The 26,243-nt window shown below is 46.8% G+C and carries 21 protein-coding genes; 9 read left to right on the top strand and 12 right to left on the bottom strand.

Translation table 11 applies throughout. The features are described 5' to 3' along the window. Window positions 1-44: 44 nt before the first annotated feature. Entirely contained in the window at window positions 45-296 is a 252-nt protein-coding gene (locus AC121Z_RS10300) for an HP1242/YdcH family protein (RefSeq protein ID WP_498123946.1), read from the bottom strand. A gap of 146 nt (window positions 297-442) precedes the next feature. Continuing rightward, window positions 443-3,814 carry a PAS domain-containing hybrid sensor histidine kinase/response regulator gene (locus AC121Z_RS10295; protein WP_498123945.1) on the bottom strand — a complete coding sequence of 1,124 codons (3,372 nt, stop codon included), beginning with the start codon at window positions 3,812-3,814 and terminating at the stop codon, window positions 443-445. Between the two features lie 287 nt (window positions 3,815-4,101). On the opposite strand from AC121Z_RS10295, the gene grpE reads away from it, so the two are divergent. The 4 genes from grpE (at window position 4,102) to AC121Z_RS10275 (ending at window position 8,705) form a co-directional block, all read left to right on the top strand. Then, a complete protein-coding gene (grpE, locus tag AC121Z_RS10290) occupies window positions 4,102-4,743 on the top strand; it encodes a nucleotide exchange factor GrpE (RefSeq protein ID WP_498123944.1) in 642 nt (213 codons plus the stop codon). 98 nt (window positions 4,744-4,841) lie between these two features. Then, window positions 4,842-6,764 (top strand): molecular chaperone DnaK, encoded by a 1,923-nt coding sequence (gene dnaK / locus AC121Z_RS10285; RefSeq protein WP_498123943.1) that lies wholly within the window; start codon window positions 4,842-4,844, stop codon window positions 6,762-6,764. Window positions 6,765-6,882: 118 nt separating this feature from the next. Beyond that, the gene (gene dnaJ, locus AC121Z_RS10280; protein WP_498123942.1) at window positions 6,883-8,019 is read left to right on the top strand and encodes a molecular chaperone DnaJ; all 1,137 of its coding nucleotides are present in this window, start codon (window positions 6,883-6,885) and stop codon (window positions 8,017-8,019) included. A 203-nt stretch (window positions 8,020-8,222) separates the two neighbouring features. Further along, window positions 8,223-8,705: a c-type cytochrome gene (locus AC121Z_RS10275; RefSeq protein WP_498123941.1), complete on the top strand. Its 483-nt coding sequence runs from the start codon at window positions 8,223-8,225 to the stop codon at window positions 8,703-8,705. 18 nt (window positions 8,706-8,723) lie between these two features. Here the strand turns inward: AC121Z_RS10275 and AC121Z_RS10270 are convergent, their stop codons facing one another. The 6 genes from AC121Z_RS10270 to AC121Z_RS10245 form a co-directional block, all read right to left on the bottom strand. Then, on the bottom strand, window positions 8,724-9,401 hold the full coding sequence (locus AC121Z_RS10270; RefSeq protein ID WP_498123940.1) for a cytochrome b/b6 domain-containing protein: 678 nt from the start codon (window positions 9,399-9,401) through the stop codon (window positions 8,724-8,726). A 116-nt stretch (window positions 9,402-9,517) separates the two neighbouring features. Then, on the bottom strand, window positions 9,518-9,931 hold the full coding sequence (locus AC121Z_RS10265) for an ACT domain-containing protein (RefSeq protein ID WP_498123939.1): 414 nt from the start codon (window positions 9,929-9,931) through the stop codon (window positions 9,518-9,520). A gap of 55 nt (window positions 9,932-9,986) precedes the next feature. After that, the gene (locus AC121Z_RS10260) at window positions 9,987-10,772 is read right to left on the bottom strand and encodes a crotonase/enoyl-CoA hydratase family protein (protein ID WP_498123938.1); all 786 of its coding nucleotides are present in this window, start codon (window positions 10,770-10,772) and stop codon (window positions 9,987-9,989) included. A gap of 13 nt (window positions 10,773-10,785) precedes the next feature. After that, on the bottom strand, window positions 10,786-12,105 hold the full coding sequence (locus AC121Z_RS10255; RefSeq protein WP_498123937.1) for a M24 family metallopeptidase: 1,320 nt from the start codon (window positions 12,103-12,105) through the stop codon (window positions 10,786-10,788). A gap of 135 nt (window positions 12,106-12,240) precedes the next feature. Continuing rightward, a complete protein-coding gene (locus AC121Z_RS10250) occupies window positions 12,241-13,746 on the bottom strand; it encodes a PH domain-containing protein (protein WP_498123936.1) in 1,506 nt (501 codons plus the stop codon). Continuing rightward, a complete protein-coding gene (locus AC121Z_RS10245; protein ID WP_498123935.1) occupies window positions 13,736-14,281 on the bottom strand; it encodes a PH domain-containing protein in 546 nt (181 codons plus the stop codon). Before AC121Z_RS10245 ends, AC121Z_RS10250 begins: the two co-directional genes overlap by 11 nt. A gap of 128 nt (window positions 14,282-14,409) precedes the next feature. Between AC121Z_RS10245 and dapB the strand changes: the two genes are divergently transcribed. The 4 genes from dapB to greA all read left to right on the top strand — a co-directional run bounded on the left by dapB (window position 14,410) and on the right by greA (window position 20,398). Next, window positions 14,410-15,192 (top strand): 4-hydroxy-tetrahydrodipicolinate reductase, encoded by a 783-nt coding sequence (dapB, locus tag AC121Z_RS10240; protein WP_498123934.1) that lies wholly within the window; start codon window positions 14,410-14,412, stop codon window positions 15,190-15,192. A 257-nt stretch (window positions 15,193-15,449) separates the two neighbouring features. Continuing rightward, the gene (gene carA, locus AC121Z_RS10235; protein WP_498123933.1) at window positions 15,450-16,592 is read left to right on the top strand and encodes a glutamine-hydrolyzing carbamoyl-phosphate synthase small subunit; all 1,143 of its coding nucleotides are present in this window, start codon (window positions 15,450-15,452) and stop codon (window positions 16,590-16,592) included. A gap of 3 nt (window positions 16,593-16,595) precedes the next feature. Beyond that, entirely contained in the window at window positions 16,596-19,823 is a 3,228-nt protein-coding gene (gene carB / locus AC121Z_RS10230; protein WP_498123932.1) for a carbamoyl-phosphate synthase large subunit, read from the top strand. Window positions 19,824-19,921: 98 nt separating this feature from the next. Continuing rightward, window positions 19,922-20,398: a transcription elongation factor GreA gene (greA, locus tag AC121Z_RS10225; protein WP_498123931.1), complete on the top strand. Its 477-nt coding sequence runs from the start codon at window positions 19,922-19,924 to the stop codon at window positions 20,396-20,398. Between the two features lie 603 nt (window positions 20,399-21,001). Here the strand turns inward: greA and AC121Z_RS10220 are convergent. The 3 genes from AC121Z_RS10220 to AC121Z_RS10210 form a co-directional block, all read right to left on the bottom strand. Further along, entirely contained in the window at window positions 21,002-21,196 is a 195-nt protein-coding gene (locus tag AC121Z_RS10220) for a hypothetical protein (protein WP_498123930.1), read from the bottom strand. 330 nt (window positions 21,197-21,526) lie between these two features. Further along, window positions 21,527-22,438 carry a lipase secretion chaperone gene (locus AC121Z_RS10215; RefSeq protein WP_498123929.1) on the bottom strand — a complete coding sequence of 304 codons (912 nt, stop codon included), beginning with the start codon at window positions 22,436-22,438 and terminating at the stop codon, window positions 21,527-21,529. Between the two features lie 6 nt (window positions 22,439-22,444). After that, a complete protein-coding gene (locus AC121Z_RS10210) occupies window positions 22,445-23,380 on the bottom strand; it encodes a lipase family alpha/beta hydrolase (protein WP_498123928.1) in 936 nt (311 codons plus the stop codon). 251 nt (window positions 23,381-23,631) lie between these two features. On the opposite strand from AC121Z_RS10210, the gene AC121Z_RS10205 reads away from it, so the two are divergent. Further along, on the top strand, window positions 23,632-24,306 hold the full coding sequence (locus AC121Z_RS10205; protein WP_498123927.1) for a 2OG-Fe(II) oxygenase: 675 nt from the start codon (window positions 23,632-23,634) through the stop codon (window positions 24,304-24,306). A gap of 227 nt (window positions 24,307-24,533) precedes the next feature. Here the strand turns inward: AC121Z_RS10205 and AC121Z_RS10200 are convergent, their stop codons facing one another. Continuing rightward, entirely contained in the window at window positions 24,534-26,180 is a 1,647-nt protein-coding gene (locus tag AC121Z_RS10200) for a SulP family inorganic anion transporter (RefSeq protein ID WP_498128209.1), read from the bottom strand. Window positions 26,181-26,243: the final 63 nt, after the last annotated feature.

Here is a 26,243-nt window from a genome sequence, read left to right as displayed (position 1 = left end):
AGAAGCAAGGTGCTTCTTCAGGGTTGGAACGGGAGAATGCTTAACTATTGCGCTGACTCTTCTTGTTGCACGCGCTGAAACAATGCGTCTTTCAAAAAGACCCTGCGCCGCTTTTGTTCCTCAAGGTACTCGTCAGTTGTGTTCTTTTCACCCGACTCAATCGCATACACTTCATGATCGAGTTCGTGATATTCTTCGAACTGCTTGGCAAAATGCATGTCATGCATTTTAAGGTGTCGAATGGTGTGATGATGGTCGGGGAATTCTTTTAACAGACTGTGTTTTTCTAACGACATTTTTTGCTTCCTGTGTTGAGCTTATGGATCCAGTATGTGGCAATCTGAGCGGCGCTTTATTGATCTATGTCAGCAAGTGAGTGGGTTTGGCACTACTGGCGTGCCTGTGCACAGATTATGTAGCTGCACGGATTGGATCCGGTAAATCAGTTTAAGAGGCGTTTTAGCAGGCGCTTGAGTGCTACCGGTTTGACCGGTTTTGGTAAGAACGTCAAGCCAACGGCTAAGGCTTGATCTTTGACATTATCATCGCGATTAGCGGTGGTTAGCACACCTGGCACCTGTCGTTGCCAGCGATTAGAGGCTTGTTTAATGACGTCGATGCCGGTTTCACCCGCGTTTAAATGATAATCAACAATGAGTAAATCTGGCGCTTCAAAAGCCACCTGACTAACTTGTAAACCAGATTCAGCGACGCTCACTCTCGCACCCCAGTCAGCTAATAAATGCGCAATGGCTTTTTGAATTTGCTCGTCGTTTTCCACCAACAGGACATGTTTACCACTGAGGAATTGTTCGTTTTGGAGTTCGGTGGTACCTGCGACTGATGGTCGTAGTGGGGCTGATTTTGCTGCATGGCCGCGCTTAACTATTAAACTAAACGTACTGCCAACATTGAGTTGTGAGGTCAGCTTAATTTCGTGGTCAAGCAGTGAGGCCATGCGCTCGACAATAGTGAGTCCCAGCCCTAGACCTTGATGATTTTCTGTTTGAGTGAGTTGGTGAAACTCAGCAAATATGATCTGCTGGTGTTGCTTATCAATACCCAAACCATTGTCGGCAACAATTAATTTTAGTTGCTCAGGACCGTGCTTGCGAACCCCTAATACGACTCTAGGACGCTGACTGGGGCGGGCGTATCGAATAGCATTAGATAGCAGGTTTTGTAAAATACGGCGTAATAGTTTCTTATCGGAAACCACTGAGTGCTGCGTTTTTACATAGTGCAAAGAGACGCCTTTTTGTGCAGCGATCACTGAAAATTCTTGGCATAACGACGCAAACAGGTCGTCGAGTGGAAATTCCGAAACATTCGGTTGTAGTACGCCAGACTCTAGCTTGGTCATATCTAAAAGTGTATGCAACAACGATTCTGCACTGGTTAGAGACTGCACAATCCCATCACTGATTTCACGTAGCTGTTGTTTTGATGCTGGGGTATTCACGCGTTGAGTAAGCATTGACGCATACAACACTGCGGCATTGAATGGTTGCATCAAATCATGACCCGCGGCAGCGAGGAACTTGGTTTTGCTGCGGTTGGCTTGATCGGCCGCTTGCTTCGCTTTTTCTAATTGTGCGGTGCGCTCAAGCACCCGCTGTTCAAGACCTTTTTTCGCGTCCGTTAACTCGTCTTGAATGCGAATGTATTCACTAATATCCGAATAAGTCGTCACATAACCGCCACCAGGCAATGGACTGCCATTAATTTCAATAGTGCGATTATCCGGCTGCTTGCGAATGTACTTATAGCGACTACCAGAGCGCATATAACTGATACGTTTACTGATTTCCGCGTCAATATCACTTACCTCACCAAACATGCCGCGTTCAGCGTTGGTGCGCAGCACGCTCTCAATCGGTTTGCCAACTGTGATGAAATCTTTAGGATAGGCAAACAGTTCCAAATAGCGTTGGTTCCACGCCAACATATTTAGGTCGCGATCCAATACGCTGATCCCTTGTTGAATGTGCTGCACAGACGACTGCAAAACTTCATGGTTAAACTGCAATGTTTGCGATGCTTGCTCGGCCAGTTCAACGCGCTCGGTGATACTACTGTTTTGTTTACTTGCAACTGTCGAGAGCAAGATACGTGCGCCGGCTAACCCGACCTGACTCGCCAGTAAACGCTCGCAATGCATAACTAATGGCGCACTGGCAATAGCCTGCGCGCCATGGCCCTCGACTTGTTGCCCAAACTGAGAGAATTCTGCGCTCGGTAGTATGCGCTGTAATAAGCGTGATAGATCGGCGATTGGGATCACTAACGATGGTGACATTTGCTGATTGGTGGGGAGACTTTTAATTCCCGCAGATGGACGCAAGGCAAATAGCCAATAGGTGAGTAAATTGAGCGATAAACTCAGCACCACGCTATTACCCAGTTCGGCATCCGTGGGGGCAGGGGCAAAATAGTACGTGGAGGTAATCGCTGGCCATAACATGGTGATAAACCAACACCCACTGCCCACGATGATTCCCATCCAAGCGGATAGAGCGTTACTTCTGTGCCAAAAAAACGGTAGCAATAATGCGGGTACGAGTTGGGCTAATAACGCCATCGCGATAGTACCGCTTTGCACCAGTGGTGCACTTTGACTGATGTAAAGGTGATACGCATAGGCAACCGATAGCACCACCAATACTGTGATCCGACGGATAGCTAATATGCGTTTGGGAGCCAGCGACTGCTTGGAGCGACTCGACAGCGTGAAGCGCAGCCATAGAGGAGTAACCAGGCTGTTCGAAATCATAATGCCCAAAGCCAGTGTCGCTACAATAACCATACTTGTGGCGGCACTAATCCCACCAATAAAAGCAATCAATGCCACCGACGCTTGGTTTTGCGCAATCGGGATTGCGAGGGCAAAACTGTCAGTGCTGTAACCGCTGCCGTCAAGCAGAATATGCCCAGCCAAGGCGATGGGTAGGATAAACAGTGTCATCAAACTGAGGTAAAGCGGAAACATCCAACGCGCGGTGCGCAATTCATCATCGCCATTGTTTTCCACAAATGTGATATGAAACTGGCGAGGTAAACAAAATGCGGCACAAATACCGAGCAAAACGTGGCACAAGAATACGCCTATTGCACTATCGGCATAGATGACTTCCCGCGCTTGGGGATGACTCGCCGCCTGACCAATCAAATCAAGAGGGCCATCAAACAAGAAAAAGCAAACGTATATGCCTACTGCGGTGATGCCGGCAAGTTTGAGGAGAGATTCAAACGCAATCGTCGTCATTAGGCCGGGATGTTTTTCAGTCAGGCTAAGGGTGCGGGTGCCAAATAATATCGCGAACAAGGCCATTAATGCGGCTACGTACAAACCGATGCCGGCAGTCGTTGCTGGAGATTCATTGGAAATCAGCGCCAATGCGAGAGTGATAGCATCTAACTGCAACGCAATATAAGGGATAACGCCAATAAAACTGATGACAGTGACGAGCGCAGCCAGACTAAAGCGACTGTTGTAGCGAGCGCCAATAAAGTCTGCGAGTGAACTGATTTGCTGACTTTGGCAATAGTTTGCGAGTTTTTTAACCAGCGCAAAGCCCAACACAAAAACGATGATCATCCCTAAGTAGGTTGGAATAAAAGCCCAACCATAATTACTGGCTTGGGTTGTGGTCCCAAAGAAAGCCCATGAGGTGCAATGTACGCCCAGGGCAAGACTGTATACATAAGGATGTTGTTGATGTTCCCGCTGGCGGCGGTCAGACCAGAATGCAACGGCAAATAGGGCGATAAGATACGCAATAATAACCGCAGTTACCGTCCAGAAGTTAAACATAGTTAGCTACACATTGACTTATAAAAAACAGCCTGTCATGGCGCCAACAGACGCATAGATATGACTTTTATGAGTGAATATGTTCACTTTACGCGTCCTTTATACTGCATTCAATCGCTATTGCTGCCAAGCGCCACTCGCAGCGGTAAGAATTAATTTCATCAGCTATTTTCATGGCAAATTAAAAATAATCCTTAAAAAGTGAAGGGATAACCCTTGAACCCTCTGAAACTAACCCCATAAATGCCCCCAAAGTGAATTAGTTGGTCAAGAAAGTGGAGGCATGCATGAGCGACAATCGCGACGTGCAAGATGAACAGCAAGCCCAGCAGGCTGCAGAGGTCGAACAAAACGAAAGCGCTGGTGAGTCGGTTGAAGTTGAAATCAATCAAGACGGTGCAGTAGAAGGCGAACTGGAAACCCCAGAAGAAATTATTGCGGCGTTACAAGCTGAACTAGCCGCAGCGCAGGCAACCATTGATGGGCAAAAAGAGAGCGTATTGCGTGCTCGCGCTGAAATGGAGAACGCTAAACGTCGAGCTGAAGCGGAAGTATCCAAAGCGCGTAAGTTTGCGTTAGAGAAATTTGCTGGCGAGCTACTGCCTGTAATCGACAATCTTGAACGAGCAATTCAAGTCGCTGACGCTGAGAATGAGGTGATTAAACCTTTACTCGAAGGCGTTGAGTTGACTATGAAATCTTTCTTGAGCACGGTGGAGAAAAACGGTTTAACCCTGATTGATCCGCAAGGTGAAGCGTTTAATCCAGAGCTGCATCAGGCTATGTCGATGCAAGAGTCAGCGGATGTTGCGCCCAACACAGTAATAGCCGTGATGCAAAAGGGTTATCAGATCAATGGCCGTTTATTGCGTCCAGCGATGGTTATGGTTTCGCGCGCACCTGACGGTGGCGTTGACACGCAGGTTTAATTGATTATTTAGCAACTTTTTTTGTGGGTCGGATTGAAATTAGTGCAAAAGGCCCCACAACTAATGCAGGTATTTGAAACAGTTTTTGGAGACACACAATGGGTAAAATCATTGGAATCGATTTAGGTACAACAAATTCATGTGTCGCAGTTCTAGACGGCGACAAAGCGAAAGTTATTGAAAACGCCGAAGGCGATCGCACAACCCCATCGATCATCGCTTACACACAAGACGGTGAAACGTTAGTGGGTCAACCGGCGAAGCGTCAGGCTGTTACTAACCCGAAAAACACCTTGTTCGCTATCAAGCGCTTGATTGGTCGTCGTTTTGAAGACAAAGAAGTGCAACGTGATATCGACATTATGCCATTCAGCATTGTTAAAGCTGACAATGGTGACGCTTGGGTTGAAACTAAAGGCGACAAAATGGCGCCACCACAGATTTCTGCTGAAGTCTTGAAGAAAATGAAAAAGACGGCAGAAGATTTCCTTGGTGAAGAAGTGACTGGCGCGGTTATTACTGTTCCTGCTTACTTCAACGATTCACAGCGTCAAGCCACTAAAGACGCTGGCCGTATTGCTGGCCTTGATGTGAAACGTATCATCAACGAGCCAACAGCGGCGGCACTCGCCTACGGCATGGACAAAAAGCAAGGCGATAACGTGATTGCGGTTTATGACTTAGGTGGTGGTACGTTCGATATTTCAATCATCGAAATTGATGAAGTCGATGGCGAGCACACCTTTGAAGTACTAGCAACCAACGGTGATACGCACCTCGGTGGTGAAGACTTTGATAATCGCATGATCACCTACTTGGTTGACGAATTTAAGAAAGACCAAGGCGTGGACTTACGTAAAGATCCGTTGGCGATGCAGCGCTTAAAAGAAGCCGGTGAGAAAGCTAAAATCGAGTTGTCTTCAGCCCAACAAACGGAAGTTAACCTACCGTACATCACTGCTGATGCCTCGGGTCCTAAGCACTTAGCGATTAAAGTTACACGAGCCAAACTTGAGTCGTTGGTTGAAGATATGGTTAAAGCCTCGCTTGAACCGGTTAAACAAGCGCTTGCGGACGCTGACCTTTCGGTAAGCGATGTGAAAGACATTATCTTGGTCGGTGGTCAGACACGTATGCCATTGGTGCAGAAGTATGTCACTGAGTTCTTCGGCAAAGAGCCACGTAAAGATGTTAACCCTGATGAAGCCGTAGCCGTGGGTGCTGCAATCCAAGGCGGTGTATTGTCAGGTGAAGTGAAAGACGTATTGCTGCTTGACGTTACTCCATTGTCACTGGGTATTGAAACCATGGGTGGCGTAATGACAGCGCTGATTGAGAAGAACACGACGATCCCAACGAAGAAGTCGCAAACCTTCTCTACTGCAGAAGATAATCAGTCCGCGGTAACCGTGCATGTATTGCAAGGCGAGCGGAAGCAGGCACAAGGCAATAAATCGCTCGGGCAATTTAACCTTGAAGGTATTCGCCCTGCAGCACGTGGTGTGCCACAAATTGAAGTGACTTTCGATATCGACGCCGATGGTATTTTGCATGTGTCTGCCAAAGATAAAGACACGGGCAAAGAGCAGAAGATCACAATTAAAGCGTCTTCTGGTTTAAGTGACGATGAAATCGAAAAAATGGTGCAAGATGCTGAGGCCAATAAGGAAGCGGATAAGAAGTTTGAAGAGTTAGTGCAAACCCGTAACCAGGCTGACGGTATGGTTCACGCCACGCGTAAGCAGGTTGAAGAAGCGGGTGATGCGTTGCCAGCGGACGAGAAAGCGAAGATAGAAGAAGCTATCAGTGATTTAGAAGCAGCGATCAAAGGCGAAGATAAAGAAGCCATTGATGCCAAGACTCAAGCACTTGTTCAGGCCTCTGCTAAGTTGATGGAAATCGCACAAGCGAATGCGCAACAGGCGGGGGCAGAGCAAGCCACTGATGCCACGCAAGAAAAGTCGCAAGACGATGATGTGGTTGACGCCGAGTTTGAAGAAGTTAAGGATGACAAGAAGTAATCGCGAGTCGTAAAGACTTTCGAAACAGTCGCAAACACAGGCGTAGCAGATTTCTGCCTACGCCTTTTTGCTGAAATAAGGGCGAAGCCAGTAGTACAAGGTAGGATAAGCACGAAATATGTCAAAACGAGATTACTATGAAGTTTTAGGTGTTGATAAAGGCGCTAGCGAACGCGACATTAAGAAAGCGTATAAGAAGCTGGCGATGAAATATCACCCTGACCGTACGTCGGGGGACAAAGCACTAGAAGAAAAATTCAAAGAAATCCAAGAAGCTCATGAAGTGCTTACGGATGAACGCAAGCGTGCTGCCTATGATCAATACGGTCATGCCGGTGTTGATCCAAACCGTGGTGGCGGTGGATTCGGTGGTGGTGCTGACTTCGGCGATATCTTTGGTGATGTCTTTGGCGACATCTTTGGCGGTGGCCGAGGTGGCCGTCAGTCGCGCGCCCGTTCAGGTGCTGATCTGCGCTACAACCTTGAAATGACGTTAGAAGAGGCGGTTCGCGGTAAAGAAGTTGAAATCCGTGTACCAACCTTGGTGGGCTGCGATGTCTGTGATGGATCCGGTGCGAAAAAGGGCTCTAGTCCTACAACATGCCCAACCTGTCATGGTAATGGGCAAGTGCAAATGCGCCAGGGCTTTTTTGCCGTTCAGCAAACCTGCCCAACCTGTTCGGGTAAAGGCAAAATCATCAGCGACCCATGCAGCAATTGCCGTGGTCATGGCCGCGTAGAGAAAACCAAAACGCTGTCAGTGAAAGTGCCTGCAGGTGTTGATACGGGAGATCGTATTCGCCTCAGTGGTGAAGGTGAGGCAGGTGAGCATGGCGCTCCAGCCGGTGACCTTTATGTGCAAGTGCATGTGAAGGAACACAAAATATTTACCCGTGACGGCAATAATTTGTATTGCGAAGTACCCCTCAGTTTTACCACCGCAGCATTGGGTGGTGAGCTGCAAGTACCGACATTAGATGGCAAGGTGAAACTGAAGATCACCCCGGAAACTCAAACCGGTCGCATGTTCCGCTTACGCGGCAAAGGCGTTAAATCGGTGCGCAGTGGTGCCGTAGGTGATTTGATGTGCAAAGTGGTCGTTGAGACACCTGTGAACCTGTCAGCACGCCAAAAAGAGTTGTTAAAAGAACTGGATGAATCTATGGGCAGCGGTTCAGAGGCCGCCAAGCACCGTCCGAAAGAGCAAGGATTCTTTGATGGTGTAAAGAAGTTCTTTGACGACCTAACGAATTAGAATAGCGTAACGAATAATACTAACAGGCACCCAACTGGGTGCCTTTTTCATTTCAAATAAAAACTGTACTGCATAGGGGACCATTGGCAATCAGCTTAACGGCCGCAATTTATCGTTAGATTGAACCCAAAGAGAAGATATTTGAGTATAAGCTGGTAGCCATGTAATCTTCAGCCTCAATCATTAGTCAGTAAGGAACAACGATGAAAAAATCTTTGGCATTAGTAATTTCTGGTTTAATCGCAGCAGGCACACTCACGGTCAGTGCAACAGCTTATGCTGAAATGGCTGCCAATGAACGCCAAGCGGCAAATGCTGTGAAGTTTCGTCAAGCATTATTACAGTTAGTGCGCAGTAATATGGGACCATTGGGTGGCATGGCCAAAGGTCAAATTCCTTTTGATACCGAGGTTATGCAGACCAATGCCGTGCGGTTGGAGCAGTTAGGTAAAATGATGCCGGATTATTTCGCGCTTAATACCACGGCTTTTGAGCTTGATACGGGCGCACTGCCGAAAATCTGGGACAACATGGACGATTTCAACGCCAAATCAGCAGATATGGTCAGTGCCGCACAAGCATTGCAGGCGGCTGTGGCAAGTGGGGATGAGGGAGCGTACCGCAAAGCTATTGGTGGCGTAGGCGCAACCTGCAAAGGCTGTCACGATAGCTACAAAGCCGACTAGCGATTTAGGCGCCTGAGATCAGTAGTAAAATTCTGGCTCGGGCGCATACACCGCAACGGCAAGGTATACAGCTACTGCGACTAATAGCGCTATAAAAAGTGCCCGGATCAGTTTCGATGAAGAGATACTGAAGGCCGATACTAGCGGTTTTTTCCCCGTAATCATCGCATTGATAATGGGTTGTTTTTTGTAGAACTGATAAAACAACACCGCTATTACGTGCAAACCAATGACCACCAGTAACAAATCGAAAAGTTGAAAGTGGATAAATTCCATCACTGTTAGCACCGCTGGTGTAGCCACGCTGCGATAGGGTCCTTCAGTGAAGATATCATCGCTGACGAATAACCCGCTGATGGCTTGTAATATCAGAAGCAATAACATGATGATCACGGCCCAGCTACCGATTGGGTTGTGCCCGGCATAGACCTGCGAATTTCGCTGTAACAGATGTTTGCTGTATTCGACTGTTTTTTTAGGGCTGAGCGCGAGGCTATTAAATTTTGCATAGTGGGTCCCAACGAAGCCCCATATTAATCTGAATACCAACAGTCCCAGCATTACGTAGCCAATACGGACATGCCAAACAATGGCGTCATCGAGCCATTCAGCCGTTGCCCACTGGATAACTAACCCAAGCACCAATAGCCAATGAAACAGCCGCGTCGGTAAGTCCCAAATTAATTGTGATTTCATCTTTAGTTCGCTTTCCACTGCAGGTGTTTTTAGTTTACGGATACACCGACTAAACACCAAGACCTTTGGTCATTTAAACACGTCAATCCAACTCAACGTCGGCCAAGAATCGCACATTAATTGGATGCTGCTTGAATTTGTAATTCAGCTAATGCACGCATCGCACGATCAGCGTTACTGATCTGCACAAAGATATGGTCATGAAAATAGCCAGCCATCACGTTTGCACTGATGGCGAATTTAGCTAGCTGCTGGGCAAATGCAGCAGTCAGTCCTACAGCATCTAAACTGGAGTGAATATCAAGCGTAATGCAATTAAACACTGAGTCGTACGACAAGTTATGCGCCTTTGCCTGCGGCTCGCGAATGACTAACGTCATGCCTTCATCTTCCATAAACATCGCTTTGGGCTCAAGCGCCGCATAATCACCGTAACGACCGTTGGTTAACGTTACAAATACATAGCGCTCTGGCGCTAATCTAGGGCGCATTGCTTGCAATAGTTTTTGTAGATTAGTTTCACCGCTCATTACAATCCTCATTAAACACGATCAAATGCGAAAACTGGTCTTTCCATAAGATCACTTATTTAAATGGAATATCCTTCCCTTGCATTTCTCTTTGCACCGCAATGCGCTGATTTTTACCGAGTATAATGCGTATTTGATTCAGTGTTTCTTGTGCTAGGATTCGCCGCTCTTTGCCATTCCAAATTTTTTGATACAGGCGTTTTACCGTTTTATTGGTATCCGGCGAGCGATTTACCAATGCCTTGGCTAGGGCGATAGCAGCCTCAAGTGGTTGCTCTTGAACGTCGGTGATGAGCCCAACGTGTAATGCTTCATCTGCGCTAATGATGTCACTGGTCATGGTTAAGCGCATGGCCTGATCCAGTGCAACACACTCACGCATAGCTGGCGTACCGCCCATATCGGGGATCAGACCCCAGCGACTTTCCATTATGGCGAGGGTGCAATCAGGGGATGCGATGCGGAAATCGCCGCCCAGCGCAATCTGCATACCACCGCCCCAGCACTTGCCATGCAAGGCCATGATCACCGGCACGTCTAAGCGCCGCCAACCAATACTCACACGCTGTGCCAGGTTGGCATTACCCGGTAACCATTTCCACAGTAATCGCAGGGCGTTTTTGCCACTGGACAATACCGACTTTATATCCAGTCCTGAACAAAAACTGGCACCTTCGCCACTGACAACCACCGCACGAATAGCCTTTTCCTTGCTGATCGCATGAATGGCTTTATCGATTGCGAAAAACATCTCCATATCAAGCGCATTATGTTTTTCCGGCCGGTTCAATCTGACAAATGCAAGTGGGCCGTCGATATTCAGGGTTACACGCTCTTGCATTGGCAAGGCTCCTTTACTTGATCACAATTAGGTCTGTTTGTGGTGCTATGAGATATTCTGCACCTTCGGCAGTTATCACTACCATTTCTTCTACCGAAATGGTCTTGGTCTCGTCATTGGGTAATTGCCAGCTATGAAAACCGTCAAACGCAAATGTCATTCCGGCGCGTAATTCGCGCTGTGCAGCAGGGCGCACACTGACGGCTTTAGAACCGCCCAGATTCGGGCCAGTATCATGTGCGACATAGCCAACGGGATGGCCTGTGCTCCACATGACGGGCAGTGAACCAGTCGCCTCCAATACCGCCCGTTGGGCAGCATCGACGTCAATGCCTTTGACCCCCGGACGCATGGCGGCGAAAGCTGCATCACGACCTTGCTTAGCGCTTTGCCAATAGTATGCAATGTCTTCTGGTAACTCTTTTTCATCGGGTTTTAAAACATACGCAAAACGTTGAATATCCGTAACCCAGCGGTCAAAGACGCGGATCCCAAAATCGGTTTGGATCACATCTCCGCCTTGAATAACTTTGTTAGTGGCATGGGAGTGGCCGCGATCGCCCCCCGAATTGACATTCGGATTTTGGTCCGGAGCCCAGGCGTCAGACACTCCGGCCTCACGCATTTTTTGCTTTAGGAATCTGGCAACGTCGGCATCGGTAGTTTTACCCGGTACAATGGTCGCATATGCTTCCACTTGCCATTGCGCTGTTAGCGCAGCGGCTTGACGCATGATCGCAACTTCTGCGGGGAGCTTTATAGAAAGCCACTGATAAACCAGTTCTTCAGAAGATACTAGGCGGTCAACAAATTCAGGTTGCAGCGTTTGAGTAAGCGCCAAATATTGGCTGTGACTTAACCCGTCGGCTTGCGCATTCTTGGTTGAGGTGTTGATCGCTATCCGCTGAAAGTCTTGCTGCTGCATAAATTTAACGGCTGTTGCAATCGCTGAACCACTGCGTGGGATAGGTTCAACATGATCGAGTAACGCTAAATCGGCCAGCGCAGTTGCTTCACCCATCGGCGAATAGGCGATTGAATGAAATTTATCAGCTTGTTGGTAAAACAAAAACACCGCAGTCTGTCCCGCATTTTCGCAACCAATATGATCGGCCAGCGGGTCATTATTATTTTCTCTGCATACCACTAACCAAGCATCCACATTCGCTGCCTTTAATGCACTTGGCAGTATTTGTTGGATCCGCTGTTTACGGATCTCAGGCCAAGGAGATGGGCCTTTGAAATCAAAATTAGGAGCGTTATTTGCGTTGGCTGCAAATTGATAACTGAGCATTAACCCGAAAACCAATAAAACCTGTTGGCGCAATCCCATGGTAGCAATCCTCCGTTACCAAAGCTGAGCGTAAAGTTAAAAACCACCGATGAGAGAGTGGCGTTAATAAAGCCTGATAAAATTCAATGTGTCAGTTAATACGTGCTGCTGCAAGCATAAATCAATCCTAGTGGATCACATCCAACGCTGGTGCGGATCAGCTGCCGCATGCAATGCATGCTCTAATAGCGAGATTGCATCTACTTGTTTGAGCATAGGGATAGTGATGGCTGCGGATGCTAAACCTAACTGGATACTGGCAAGTTGATGACGCTGTTGCAGCCAACTCATACTCAGTTGAGTAAACTGAGTTTTAACCAAAGGCGCAACAATCACAGTGCGCCCAAATAATCCCTTGCGCACATAAAGTTGATTCTTCTCGTAGGCAAATCCCCAGTGGTACCAGCGCAGGATCACCAAGCCCTGCACGATTACAGGAATTGCAAAAAGCGTAAGAAAAGGCAGTGCAAAGTGAACACTGATATTGATGCTAAGTACTATCAATGTTGAAAGCCCGGTAAATAGCAGCGAATGCTGGATCATGAAACGGCGACTAATGGGTTGAAAATTAATCTCGTTCGGTTTGGTGTGTTGAAACCCAATCTGACCTAACTGTTCGGCTTGCGACGCTGTTATTGATGGCACCAACAGGGACTGTTTTTCTTCACCCGGCAGAGCCACGGAACGCGCTAATTGTTGATAGATTAAATTAACCCGACCAAACACCCGGTCGAGCCAGGATTGTCGGTATTCAATATGCTGGATACGCAGTAGGTTCATACTGACTTGGCGCCGGGTAATAAGGCCACCTTGTTGCAACAAGCGCTGTGGCCCTTGCAATAGCTCGAAGCCGTAAAAGTTGATAATTGCACCAGCGATTGAAAGCAGTGTAACCATAGCCAATATCAATAACCCGGTTAATGCTATTGCTAGACCAACAAAGATAACGCCGTGTTCGCTAACCGCATAGAGGCTGCTCAAATCAAGGGTGGTTATCGAGCGATCAATAATGTTAACTGCATCATCAATAAATGGCGCAAGTAAACCTAAGAAAATCCACACACGATTATTGCTCATGCCATGAATGATGAGATCAGGAATACTGCGTTGCAGTAGCAGAGCGGTGTTGTTACTGGTTGCTCTTTCTTGCTTTGCGTTCGCGCTGCTTGGTGCACGACCATGCGCGGTTATCCAATCACTTAGGGTATCAGCCTGTACTTTGGGCAGTGCAACAATAATACCTTCATCTTTGCCTGATCCTGCCGTGTCTAGGGTAACCACACGCATATCAAGCAAACGATAATAAATGGGTTGACTCAAACGTACATCTTGAATTTTATCGAAGGGCAGGCTGAGTTTGACTCGCTTGAATATGCCCCTATGGATCTCTACGTGCTGGTCATGTACGCGAAATTGAAATGCCAGATAATTAGCAATAATAAAGCCGATCCCCAAAGCGCAAAGCACACTCAGCAAAACCAATATTTGCGTCGGGTTTTCCGAAAAGGACGCGCGTAACGCAACTGCCAGCGGGATCACCACAACTAAATTACTGACGGCAACCCGCAGCGCTTGTTCGGCAAAGTACAACAACGCGATGGGATGTACCCGCTGCCATTGCGTAAGCACTTTAGTGATCACCTTGTGCCTCAGCGGCGCTGATTTGGTCGGCTTGTTGTGAAATTTGGGTTCGCAGCTGATGCGCAATCGCACTCGGTATGCCTGGAATGGTAAAACTTTGCCAGCCGCTACCCGCAGAGTAAACATGTAATTTGGCCAGATCTAACCAGCGTTCAAGCAGTCCTTGAGTGACTTCCACATGTTGCACACGTCCAATGGGTTGAGAGATAACCCGCTTGACCAAAAGCCCATGCAGATAGTGGATGTCATGCTGACATAAGGCATAGCACTTGCGCTTGTCGCTAAGCCACCCCAAGCTAATTACCAGCAAGCCAATGCATGTGACCAGTGCAAGCCAGAGCACTGGATGCTCGGACACAATGCTGGGAATGTTGAACCATGCTTGCCAAAACATAACTGCTAGAATAAGCAACACTGTGAGCAAAAAGGTTGCACGCAGCGCCAAGCGCGCATAGGCATAGGCTGGGCTCAATGCCACGGTAGAAAGCTTAGTTAAAGAGGTGTCACTAGGTGATTGGGGTATTGATACGAGCATACTGCAACATTTATTAGCGGTAACATTCAAGGTACGTCGACTATATCAGTAATGCATAATTTGAGCGTAAACAATACTGTAAAATAGTGTTTTTTTAGGCACAATGAAGAAAAAAAGAAGGAAGCGTAATGAATATTGCAATTTTAGGTGCGAATGGGCGCATGGGCAAAGCCTTGATCAATGTTGTAACCGAGGATCCGAACGCGCGACTAGCAGCGGCATGCGTACGCTCAAGTTCGACGTTTTATGAGCAGCCTGTTACGCAATCTTCATTATATTACACCACGCTCAGTGAAGCGCTGTTAGATGACGTTGACGTGATTATCGACTTCACTCTGCCAAGCGCGCTGCAGGGGCATTTGCAGGAGTGTGTTGCAGCGAAGAAACCGGTGGTGGTTGGTACCACGGGGTTATTGCCACAGCAAACTGCGGCTTTGGCGTCTGCTGCGCAACAAATTCCAGTGGTTTTTGCGGCTAACTACAGCGTTGGCGTTACGCTAATGACAAAACTAAGTCGAATGGCGGCGAGTACCTTAGGAGAGACTGCCGACATTGAAATTATTGAAGCGCATCATCGGCATAAACGTGATGCGCCGTCGGGTACAGCGAAGGCGATTGGCGTAGCGATTGCTGATGAGTTGCAAATTGATTTAGACCAACACGCAATATATGGTCGTGAGGGTGATACTGGAGAGCGAAACCAGAGAACCATCGGTTTTTCAACTATTCGCGGTGGTGACATCATTGGTGAACACACGGTGTTATTTGCTGATACTGGCGAGCGTTTAGAAATTACTCACAAAGCCAGTAGTCGCGAGACGTTTGCATTAGGCGCGGTACGCGCGGCAAAATGGGTCGTTGGAAAAAAGCCAGGTTTATATGACCTAGAGGACGTGTTGGGGATTAAATAATTGCTATTTTTAGAGGGTTTGTTAAAAAATCATTAAGAAGCACTTATTTTTAATAATTATCCGAATTAACATGGATCTGTCTAGGCGCTTGCTATATACTCAGCGGAATTTGCCAAAAATCTGCGTTTTGTGCTTTAAAAACGCTTTTTGATTAGCTGCAAAGACCCTTAGTAAGTAGCTTTTTAGTTACTTATGAACTGTCACGTATCGGGTTTAGCTGGCCCGGTGCATGAGTTAACTTATGCTTGGAGGTTGACTTGGCTAATTCTGCCCTGCTAGTGCTTGAAGACGGTTCTGTTTTCAAAGGCACTGCCATCGGAGCTGACGGGCTCACGGTTGGTGAAGTGGTATTTAATACGTCTATGACGGGTTATCAAGAAATACTTACTGATCCTTCTTACACCGAACAAATCGTCACTTTAACGTATCCCCATATCGGAAATACCGGAACCAATGAAGAAGACGTTGAATCAGACAACGTAAGTGCCAAAGGCCTTATCATTCGTGACCTCCCACTACTTTCCAGTAATTTCCGTAATACCCTTTCTCTCTCCGATTACCTTAAATATCACAACATAGTTGCCATCGCCGATATCGATACTCGTCGTTTGACGCGGATTTTACGTGATAAAGGTGCGCAGAACGGTTGTATCATAGCTGGCAGTGCGCTGGACGAACAACGCGCGTTGAGTGAGGCTAAAGCGTTTCCGGGTTTAAAGGGCATGGACTTAGCCAAAGTTGTCACTATCAAGGAACAACAGGCTTGGACCGGAAATGTCTGGGAGTTGGGTGTAGGCTACAAGCCAGCGCCAGAGGTCACTGACTATCATGTCGTGGCTTATGACTTTGGGGCTAAACACAATATTCTACGGATGTTAGTAGAGCGTGGTTGTAAAGTCACTTTAGTGCCAGCAACAACGCCAGCGGAGGACGTGTTAGCACTTAATCCAGATGGTGTCTTCTTATCTAATGGTCCAGGCGATCCAGAACCCTGCGACTACGCAATAGCTGCGATTAAAGTGTTCTTGGAAAAGTCATTACCGATTTTTGGTATTTGTTTGGGCCACCAGTTGCTGGGCCTAGCTTGCGGTGCACAAACTGTAAAAATGAAGTTTGGGCATCACGGTGCCAATCACCCCGTCAAGGATTTACGCCGCGGCGTAGTCATGATTACCAGTCAAAACCATGGCTTTGCGGTGGATGAGGCTAATTTGCCCGACTGTCTAGAAATCACCCATGTGTCATTATTTGATGGTTCACTGCAAGGGATTGAGCATAAAACAAAACCTGCATTTAGCTTCCAAGGGCATCCTGAAGCAAGCCCAGGTCCGCAAGATGCAGCTCCCTTGTTCGATCACTTTATTGAATTAATGTCTAATCAACATCGTCAGGACAACTAACGCATGCCAAAACGTACCGACATAAAAAGCATCCTTATCATCGGCGCTGGCCCGATTGTTATCGGTCAGGCCTGCGAGTTTGATTATTCTGGTGCGCAGGCGTGTAAAGCGCTGCGTGAGGAAGGGTATAGAGTCATATTGGTGAACTCTAACCCGGCTACTATCATGACCGATCCTGAAATGGCCGATGCAACTTACATTGAGCCTATTCATTGGGAGGTTGTGCGTAAGATCATAGAAAAAGAGCGTCCTGATGCGGTGTTACCGACCATGGGGGGCCAAACAGCGCTTAACTGCGCACTCGATTTGAACAAGCATGGCGTACTTGATGAGTTCAATATTGAGTTAATCGGTGCCTCTGCTGAAGCGATTGATAAGGCCGAAGACCGCGAACAATTCGACAAAGCGATGAAATCCATTGGTCTTGAATGTCCACGCGCAGAAATCGCGCATACGATGGAACAAGCCCATGATGTACTAACGCGAATCGGCTTTCCTTGCATCATCCGTCCTTCATTTACTATGGGCGGGACCGGCGGTGGGATTGCTTATAATATTGATGAGTTTAATGAAATCTGTGCGCGTGGCTTGGATCTTTCACCCACCAGTGAACTGTTAATTGATGAATCATTAATTGGCTGGAAAGAGTATGAAATGGAAGTGGTACGCGATAAAAACGATAACTGTATTATCGTGTGTACCATTGAAAACTTTGACCCTATGGGGGTGCACACGGGTGACTCAATCACCGTAGCGCCGGCCCAAACGTTAACGGATAAAGAATTCCAAATCATGCGGAATGCGGCGATGGCTGTCTTGCGTGAAATCGGTGTAGAAACGGGCGGTTCAAACGTGCAGTTTGGTATTGATCCTAACACTGGACGTATGGTCATCATTGAAATGAATCCAAGGGTATCGCGTTCTTCAGCTCTGGCATCAAAGGCGACCGGATTCCCCATTGCAAAAGTTGCCGCTAAGCTAGCCGTTGGTTTTACGTTGGATGAACTTGCGAATGATATTACAGGCGGCGCTACGCCGGCTTCGTTCGAACCGGCTATTGATTATGTAGTGACTAAAATTCCACGCTTTAATTTTGAAAAGTTTGCCGGTGCAAACGACCGCTTAACGACGCAAATGAAGTCTGTGGGTGAGGTAATGGCCATTGGCCGTAATCAACAAGAGTCGTTGCAGAAAGCATTGCGTGGATTGGAAGTTGGTGCTAATGGACTGACCCCTATTTTGGATTTAGAAGATCCAGACGCGCGTACCAAAATTGTATATGAGTTGCGTGAACCGGGTGCCGAGCGCATCTGGTACATTGCCGATGCCTTCCGCATGGGGATGAGCATTGATGAGGTATTTGAGCTAACCAATATCGACCGCTGGTACTTGGTACAAATAGAGGAACTTGTACAGTTGGAAGCGCTGGTCGAGCGAATTGGTATTTCGGCCATCGATGCCGATTTAATGCGCAAATTGAAGCGCAAAGGCTTTGCCGATTCGCGCTTAGCTGAATTAACGAATGTGGCCGAGAGCGATATTCGTGATATTCGGGCAAAGTTCGACATTTTCCCAGTTTATAAGCGTGTGGATACCTGTGCTGCGGAGTTTTCTACTAGCACTGCATACATGTACTCGACCTACGATGAAGAGTGTGAATCGCAACCCAGTGATAAAGACAAAATCATGGTATTAGGCGGTGGTCCAAACCGCATCGGGCAGGGGATAGAGTTTGATTACTGCTGTGTGCATGCGGCATTGTCAATGCGCGAAGATGGTTATGAAACCATTATGGTTAATTGTAACCCTGAGACAGTTTCTACCGACTATGATACCTCTGATCGTTTGTATTTTGAGCCGGTTACATTGGAAGACGTGCTAGAAATTGTGCGCGTTGAGCAACCCAAAGGGGTTATCGTGCAATACGGTGGGCAGACCCCGTTAAAACTAGCCCGAGCGTTAGAGGAAAATGGCGTGCCGATTATTGGTACGAGTCCTGATGCCATTGATCGCGCAGAAGATCGTGAGCGTTTCCAACAAATGGTGAATAAGCTGGGCTTAAAACAGCCAGCCAATGCAACGGTCAGTAATATGGAAGAAGCGCTGATTAAAGCCGAGGAAATTGGCTTTCCGCTGGTGGTGCGCCCGAGTTATGTACTTGGCGGTCGCGCCATGGAAATAGTGTATGACCTTAAAGACTTAAAGCGTTATTTAAATGAAGCGGTAAAAGTGTCTAATGACTCGCCAGTGTTACTGGATCGTTTCTTGGATGATGCCATTGAGGTTGATATTGATGCAGTTTCAGACGGTGAAACGGTGGTCATTGGCGGGATCATGGAGCACATTGAGCAAGCCGGTGTTCACTCGGGTGACTCAGCCTGTTCTTTACCACCGTATTCCTTGCCTAAAGCCATTCAGGATGTGATGCGTGAACAAGTGCGTGCAATGGCATTGGAACTCAATGTCATTGGCCTGATGAACACGCAGTTTGCGGTCAAAGATGGTGAAGTCTACTTGATTGAGGTAAACCCTCGCGCAGCGCGCACCGTGCCGTTTGTCTCTAAGGCAACGGGCGTTCCTTTAGCGAAGATTGCAGCGCGGGCTATGGCTGGCCAATCGCTGCAAGCCCAAGGCTTTACTGAAGAAGTGATCCCACCGTTCTATTCGGTGAAAGAGGTGGTTTTACCGTTTGCTAAGTTCCGTGGTGTGGATCCTTTATTAGGGCCAGAAATGCGCTCAACGGGTGAAGTCATGGGCGTTGGCGATTCTTTTGAAGAAGCCTATGCAAAAGCCAATCTTGGCGCTGGTTCACCGGTACCGCAAAATGGTAAAGCACTGATTTCAGTGCGCGAGCATGATAAGCAGAAGGTTATCGAGCTGGCCAAAGAGTTAGTGGCCAAAGGATTTGCCATCGAAGCCACGCGTGGCACGGCAACGACCTTATATGATGCAGGCATCATGAGCACGGTTGTGAACAAGCTATCCGAGGGGCGACCTAACATAGTCGATGCGATTAAGAACAAGACGTATACCTACGTGGTTAATACTACTGAGGGGCGTCAAGCGATTAATGACTCGGTGTATATTCGTCGTGAGGCACTAGCCAGTAAGACTACTTATACCACGACGTTGAATGCAGCATTTGCCACCATTCGTGCCAAGGACTTTGATGACCGAACCAAAGTGGCGTCGGTGCAAGAACTGCATGAACGGGTAAAACATCGCTCTTAGAAGAGTGACAAAACGGTAAAATCAGAGTATTCTACTGATTGTGGAAGTGCGCTTTTTTAAGCGCACTTTTTTATGAGAAGAATAAAGAGAGAGAAGCAATGAGCCAATACCCAATGACTGCAGAGGGTGCACAAAAATTACGTGATGAACTCCATGAATTGAAGACGGTACGCCGCCCTAAAATCATCGAAGCAATTGCTGAAGCACGTGAACATGGCGATCTTAAAGAAAATGCCGAATATCACGCCGCGCGCGAGCAGCAAAGCTTCTGTGAAGGGCGTATTCAGGATATTGAGGGCAAACTCTCCAATGCACAGATTATCGATGTAGCCAAGATGGAAAACACTGGCAAAGTCATTTTTGGTGCAACCGTGACCATTTTAAATTGCCAGACTGACGAAGAAACTACATACCGCATCGTGGGTGATGATGAAGCGAACATCAAGCAAAATCTCATCTCCGTAAACTCTCCTATTGCTCGTGGTTTGATCGGCAAAATGGTAGACGATGTCGCGAATATTCAAACGCCGGCCGGAACTGTAGAATTTGAAATTATTGAAGTGGAATACATTTAGTTAGTTTTGCAGACTTAACAAAATTACAAAATTTTTGCCTAGCTTGATGTATATTTTTGGGCTACTAGATAACAGCCGCTCTATTGAAAGTCCGATATGCGTTTGCCCAATCGGGCTTTTTTATGCTCTGCACATTGTATTGCACTCTAGCGCATTGCATTCAAAGTTATTAGCAATTCGAGCTTATGGAGCCGGCTTGTCGACTCTACCTGAGTGTAAAGAATGATCCCTGCGAATAACCCCAACACCAATAATACTGGCACAGACTATCGCAGCATAACTCAGGAGCGGTTCTTGCGCGTTAACCAGCCATTGTTGCGTTTGAAATAATAGCATGCCGATACAAACGCTCATCCACAGCATAATTTTAGATTTTAGGTCACGTGACTGTGCCATTATTAATGTGACAAACAGTAAGGCTATGCAGTAAAAGAAGGGAATTAAAGCCACCGAAAATGCACTATATTCATTGCTCAAAGTGTTTGTCTCTTGAACGAACAAGTGCATAAAAAATGCAGCAAAAATGCTTAGTGTTAGTAAAGTTACAGTAAGGCTTTTTTTCATTGAGTTTACACGGCGGTTTACACCACCGTGCTTCCATAGTTAAAGACGGTTTGTAGCCAACGCCATATTATGCTGCTCCATAAGGGCAAACCCTCCGTTATTCGCGGCATAACCCAAGGCATTCATGCCAAGTCCGAACGCCCAACCGCCGATAATTCCACCCCAGCCTGCACCAGAAACTGCTTGAATCTGTGTATAATCAAGTTGTTCAATGATTGCGTTATCAGTGTTCATAATAAATCCTTTTAGTAATTAATAGGTGGTCATTCACCCAAAATTCATAATACGTAATGCTTGCACATTTAAAACTGATCTTTTGGCTGGTTCTTACTCCAGCAAAAGTGCGATCGATACACACTACTTACCAGTGGAAAAGCGCCAATGATCAGCATCACGAGCATTGCACTCGCTGGCAAAATAGCAGACGGTGTAGCGAATATTCAAACGCTGTAATAATTTCTGTCAACAACTTTGCCATGCTGGAAGCTGCTGGCATCAAGGGATCTACCAACTTTTAGCGTTTTCTGCCAGCCTGGCGGTAACTCTTCGCCTTTAGCCGCTGTCTTATCCGCGAATTACATTGTTGTTGAGTAAAACTCGTGCACGCTTGGCTTCATATTCAGAAAAATGTTGGGATAGCCAGTTTAATTGCTCCTTTTCAGCAACCTGCTGATAGCTTGCGCGCAAAGATTCGAGACGTTGGGTAAAACTATCCCGTTGTGCCCATTGCGCAGCTAAACGGTCGGCAACTGCATCGCCAAACTCTGCACGCACTAATGCTAAGCGGTGCTCATCAGAGCCTTTCTCTGTTATTAATGTTTGTAATGACTGTACTGCTAGGGTGGGTACAAAAGCGTTTTTTTGCTGCGCCGGTAAGGTTGCAAAGTGTTGCTCTATCAATGCGTGCTTATGCTCTCGCTCAAGCGTCGGATCAGCGGCAATGTGCAAACGTTCCAAAGCTTGTGCATCAACCGCATTATCATGCGCAAATAGCACCTCGACTTCTTGCGTGGAAAAGTGTTGATACTGAAGGTCGACAACGCGCTGTATGCGCTGCGCCACTTCTTCATAAACAGCAGAATAATTGACACTAGATTGCTCAATGTTGAGTAATTCAGCTTTGTAATCAATATAACGAGAAAACAATGCTAAGAATTCAGAACACGCGTCAAAACTTAATGCTTGGTCGTCGCAGTATCGTTTGGCATGGTCCAATAAGATTATTTTTGTGGTGCTGTCCGCTTGCACCAATAAGCCATCAAACACATCTTTTAGCTCTGCACTAAGTCTGAACGGTTGCCCCTGTTCGATGGGTAAAGTTGGTAAGGCAGAAACATCGGTTTTGCTATTGGAAATAACGCGGTCGTCGGCAACAGACACACGGTTATATGCAAAATTTTCAGGGGCTTTAATCCTAACGACCACAAGGGTAACGAGCACTAAACTCGCTACGCTTAAAACTATCCGTAAACGCATGATTGTTTACAGGCCCATTTGTTTTAGTCGGTTACCATGCCGCAAAAACACACTGACGGGATCGGTTTCAAATAGATGATGAATACCGAACGTTTGATTGACTTCATCAAGATGGTTCATGCGATAGTTATCCTTCAACACATAGCCTAAATGTGAACTGCATGATGAGACCAAGCCATCACTGGGTTCATTGAACGCGAGGCCGAGGAGTGCTAAGACCGGATCAGCAATATCAAATACATTGGTATAGGTGGATGCTCCGCTCCAGGAGAAGTAGTACACCCCATTGTCAGCCAAAAGGTCACCATCGTTGGCACAATACGCTGAGGGCATACCTTCGGGGTAGCGTTGATTAAATTGTAAAGTGCGTTCGGTGGTTAGAGCCTCCAATGCCGCAATAGTATCAGTCGGTAAATTAGCGGGATTACTGCCTGACACTAACTCCAGAAAATTAGTAAAGGCATTGGCAACGGTGCCTGCGACAGATTCAAGGCCGGAACCGTTGGGAATTTTATTGCGCACAATATCTGCAACGTTTGAGCCCCAATTAACGCCGGCCACAGAGCTGACTGAAGCCACGTATTGAGGCGCGACACTGGCAACATAGCGGATGGTTGGACCGCCATGGCTGTGACCAATTAGATTGACTTTTTCCGCACCCGTGTAGGCCAAGACAGCCTCCACATACGCTAACAATTGTTCGCCACGAATTTCGGTCGAATTCGCTGGTGAAACGGTCGCAACAAACACGCGAGCACCGTTTGCGGCTAATTTATTGGGGACCTTGTAAAAGTAATCAGCCCACAATATGTCATCAAAACCAAACAAGCCATGGACTAATACTATTGGATATCGGGTTTTTGCGTAGGTGCTAGCGGTGCTGATTGGTGAGGCGATAAGCAGCGTTATCGTCATGACCAGCAAAATAAATAACTTTCTCATTGATGTACCTTTAGTCAACTTTGTACCGTTTTTGTGGTATGACGTCTGACCACTAAGTGTTAATAATTCGTTATTTAATTAACAAAATCAACACAAAAATAAACGCTGATCAAAATTAATGTCATTCGGTGGCTTTTATGACCGGTTGCGAGGCGTTAAAAAAGCGTGCACTTTGGCGTTTTTCTGGTATACAGCAAGGGTGAATTTTTAAATCCCACATGAACACGTTATAACTTCCTTATGAGGACCATGTGTCAGCTATCTTTCAATTAAATGCAGAGCTGGGTGGTAGTACTACCCATGACGATCTGTTTGCTGCCATTGCAGCTGATTTGCAGCAACAAGGCTATAGTATCCGACCTGGAGCATTGCCATTGGAAGTCGGCCATGCATTATTAGAATGCCAGCAGTCGCTAAGCCAGCAAGCCTACACAGAGGCTGGTATTGGACGGCGTGAAGACTATGCCAAAAATGACTTTGTGCGAACCGATGAAATTTGTTGGATCACTGGAGAGTCAGAGGCTGGCCAAATTTGGCTTAATTGGGCATCTGCTCTGCAGCTGTACTTAAATCGGCGCTTATTTTTGGGGTTATTTTCATTTGAAAGCCATTTTGCGCATTATGCACCCGGTCAGTACTATAAGCGTCATTATGATGCTTTTCGTGGTGAAATGAATCGCGTATTGAGTGTGGTAGTGTATTTGAATCCCGGTTGGGGTAATGAAGATGGTGGCGAGTTGATCCTGTACGCCGATGATAGTGACCGTATTGGTACCAAAGTTGTGCCGTTATTTGGCACTGTAGTGGTATTTCTCAGTGAGGAGTTCCCGCATGAAGTTTTGCCCGCATTACGCGATCGACATTCAGTCGCCGGCTGGTATCGGGTGAATACCTCAATTAATAACAAAATTGATCCGCCAAAATAATATGCGTATTAGTTTGAGCAAGATAATCCGTTTGTACCTTATTATCGCACTGGTACTAGGTAGTCTTTATTGGCTTAGGGGCTATGGTTTTATTTATGCCATTCAATCCGCAGCCCTGTGGGCTGCGATTACATGTGGAACATTTGTATTCGTTAGAATGTATTGGCAATCGCGTGGCCAATCGTGTGAGCAATGCGACCAATTGATCAGCCAAAAGGTTGATAAATCTAACGATTAAGATCCTGAATGGCCTTTTCTAAGGCAACGGTACGATCATTAGTAAAGGCATCGTCACCGAGCAGTTCTTCTAACCCCATGCGTTTAAGTTTTTCCTCGGCTTTGCGTGTTTTCATAACCACATATACCGCTTTGTTCAGTTCTTTTGCTTCTTGCACCACGTTCTCAATTGATAATGAGATTGTGTCATCAAGCATGGACACATCACTGAGATCGATAATAATAACATCATGATCCGGAATGCTGGCGCGCTCACGCGCTAACGCTTTGGAAACACCGAATATCATTGCACCACTAAGATAAAAGAATAAAATTCTGCCATCACCTAAATTAAGTAAGCGCTTTTGTTCCCGCGTCAGTGGTAGCTTGTCATCCATATCGCTGATAGCTCGAATGTTTTTAGATTGGCTGGCACTTAACTTTTCAATAGTAATGACATTAGCGATAAATACCCCGATCCCAACAGCGATGATCAGATCAACAAATACTGTGAGAAGCATTACGGCATACATTATTAGGGTGGAATGGAATGACACCCGGTGGGCACGTTTAATAAAGCTCCAATCGAGGATGTCGACACCCACTTTCACCGCAATCCCGGCTAGCACCGCCAGTGGAATGTTGCCAATCAGTGATGCTGCACCAAAGATAGCAACGACTAATACAACTACGCGTGTTACGCCTGAGAGTGGAGTCTTTGCTCCACTTTGAATATTCACTACCGTTCCCATGGTAGCGCCAGCACCAGGCAAACCACCAAATAAGCCGGACATAATATTACCTAAGCCCTGACCAATTAACTCTTTATCAGACTTATGCTCGGTGCGCGTTAGGTTGTCAGCGATGACTGAGGTCAGCATCGAATCAATACATCCCAACATACCCAAAACCATTGCATCGACCAGCATGGTTTGGAATTGCTCGGCGGTAAACGTCGGTAATACCAAAGAGGGGAGGCTAGCATTGATTTCGCCAATCCGCTGAATGCCATCATAATCAAAAAATATGACCGAAATAAGTGACACGATGACTAGCGCATAAAGTTGTGGTGGTACAAATTTACGCCAGCGTTGTGGCGTGAGAAATAGAATGGCTAGGGTAATAACCGCCAGCGACAACTCACCCCAATGAATATTGGCCAACAGAGTCGGTAAATTAATCAATGTGCCACTGACTCCGCCTGCAGGAGCAGACTGACCAATCAATGGAGCAAATTGAATGATGATTAAGATACAACCTATCCCCGACATAAATCCGGAGATAACACTGTAAGGCATGAGAGTAATGTATTTACCGAGTTTGAGTAAGCCAAACGCAATTTGAAACAAGCCGGCCATCATTACGACGGTAAAGGCCATAGCCAGACCGTTATCCGGGTTGTCGGCGATTAATGTTGTGACAACGGCTGCCATAACCACGGTCATTGGACCGGTGGGCTCTGAAATCAACGTCGAGGTACCGCCAAACAGCGCGGCAAAGAGACCGACTAAGATCGCACCATATAAACCCGCTTCAGCACCTGCGCCGGAGGCAACACCAAAGGTCAATGCCAAGGGTAACGACACAATGGCTGCCGTTACGCCCCCCAAAACATCACCGCGTAAATTTCGCGTATGTAGCTGATTAATAAAACTCATCATGCTCTCTTTTGGTTTCCGTCGCACGAATTATAAAGATCAAAATATATAAATCTATATAAA

The sequence above is a fragment of the Alteromonas sp. DYW1 genome (genome assembly GCF_059752595.1).
The sequence above is the reverse complement of the archived record's forward strand: the minus strand, read 5'-3'. Positions and strand labels throughout refer to the sequence as shown.

Excerpts from the sequence above, each read along its gene's own strand:
- AC121Z_RS10300 (WP_498123946.1), bottom strand. The coding sequence starts at position 296 with ATGTCGTTAGAAAAACACAGTCTGTTAAAAGAATTCCCCGACCATCAT.
- AC121Z_RS10295 (WP_498123945.1), bottom strand. The coding sequence starts at position 3,814 with ATGTTTAACTTCTGGACGGTAACTGCGGTTATTATTGCGTATCTTATC.
- grpE (WP_498123944.1), top strand. The coding sequence starts at position 4,102 with ATGAGCGACAATCGCGACGTGCAAGATGAACAGCAAGCCCAGCAGGCT.
- dnaK (WP_498123943.1), top strand. The coding sequence starts at position 4,842 with ATGGGTAAAATCATTGGAATCGATTTAGGTACAACAAATTCATGTGTC.
- dnaJ (WP_498123942.1), top strand. The coding sequence starts at position 6,883 with ATGTCAAAACGAGATTACTATGAAGTTTTAGGTGTTGATAAAGGCGCT.
- AC121Z_RS10275 (WP_498123941.1), top strand. The coding sequence starts at position 8,223 with ATGAAAAAATCTTTGGCATTAGTAATTTCTGGTTTAATCGCAGCAGGC.
- AC121Z_RS10270 (WP_498123940.1), bottom strand. The coding sequence starts at position 9,401 with ATGAAATCACAATTAATTTGGGACTTACCGACGCGGCTGTTTCATTGG.
- AC121Z_RS10265 (WP_498123939.1), bottom strand. The coding sequence starts at position 9,931 with ATGAGCGGTGAAACTAATCTACAAAAACTATTGCAAGCAATGCGCCCT.
- AC121Z_RS10260 (WP_498123938.1), bottom strand. The coding sequence starts at position 10,772 with ATGCAAGAGCGTGTAACCCTGAATATCGACGGCCCACTTGCATTTGTC.
- AC121Z_RS10255 (WP_498123937.1), bottom strand. The coding sequence starts at position 12,105 with ATGGGATTGCGCCAACAGGTTTTATTGGTTTTCGGGTTAATGCTCAGT.
- AC121Z_RS10245 (WP_498123935.1), bottom strand. The coding sequence starts at position 14,281 with ATGCTCGTATCAATACCCCAATCACCTAGTGACACCTCTTTAACTAAG.
- dapB (WP_498123934.1), top strand. The coding sequence starts at position 14,410 with ATGAATATTGCAATTTTAGGTGCGAATGGGCGCATGGGCAAAGCCTTG.
- carB (WP_498123932.1), top strand. The coding sequence starts at position 16,596 with ATGCCAAAACGTACCGACATAAAAAGCATCCTTATCATCGGCGCTGGC.
- greA (WP_498123931.1), top strand. The coding sequence starts at position 19,922 with ATGAGCCAATACCCAATGACTGCAGAGGGTGCACAAAAATTACGTGAT.
- AC121Z_RS10220 (WP_498123930.1), bottom strand. The coding sequence starts at position 21,196 with ATGAACACTGATAACGCAATCATTGAACAACTTGATTATACACAGATT.
- AC121Z_RS10215 (WP_498123929.1), bottom strand. The coding sequence starts at position 22,438 with ATGCGTTTACGGATAGTTTTAAGCGTAGCGAGTTTAGTGCTCGTTACC.
- AC121Z_RS10210 (WP_498123928.1), bottom strand. The coding sequence starts at position 23,380 with ATGAGAAAGTTATTTATTTTGCTGGTCATGACGATAACGCTGCTTATC.
- AC121Z_RS10200 (WP_498128209.1), bottom strand. The coding sequence starts at position 26,180 with ATGAGTTTTATTAATCAGCTACATACGCGAAATTTACGCGGTGATGTT.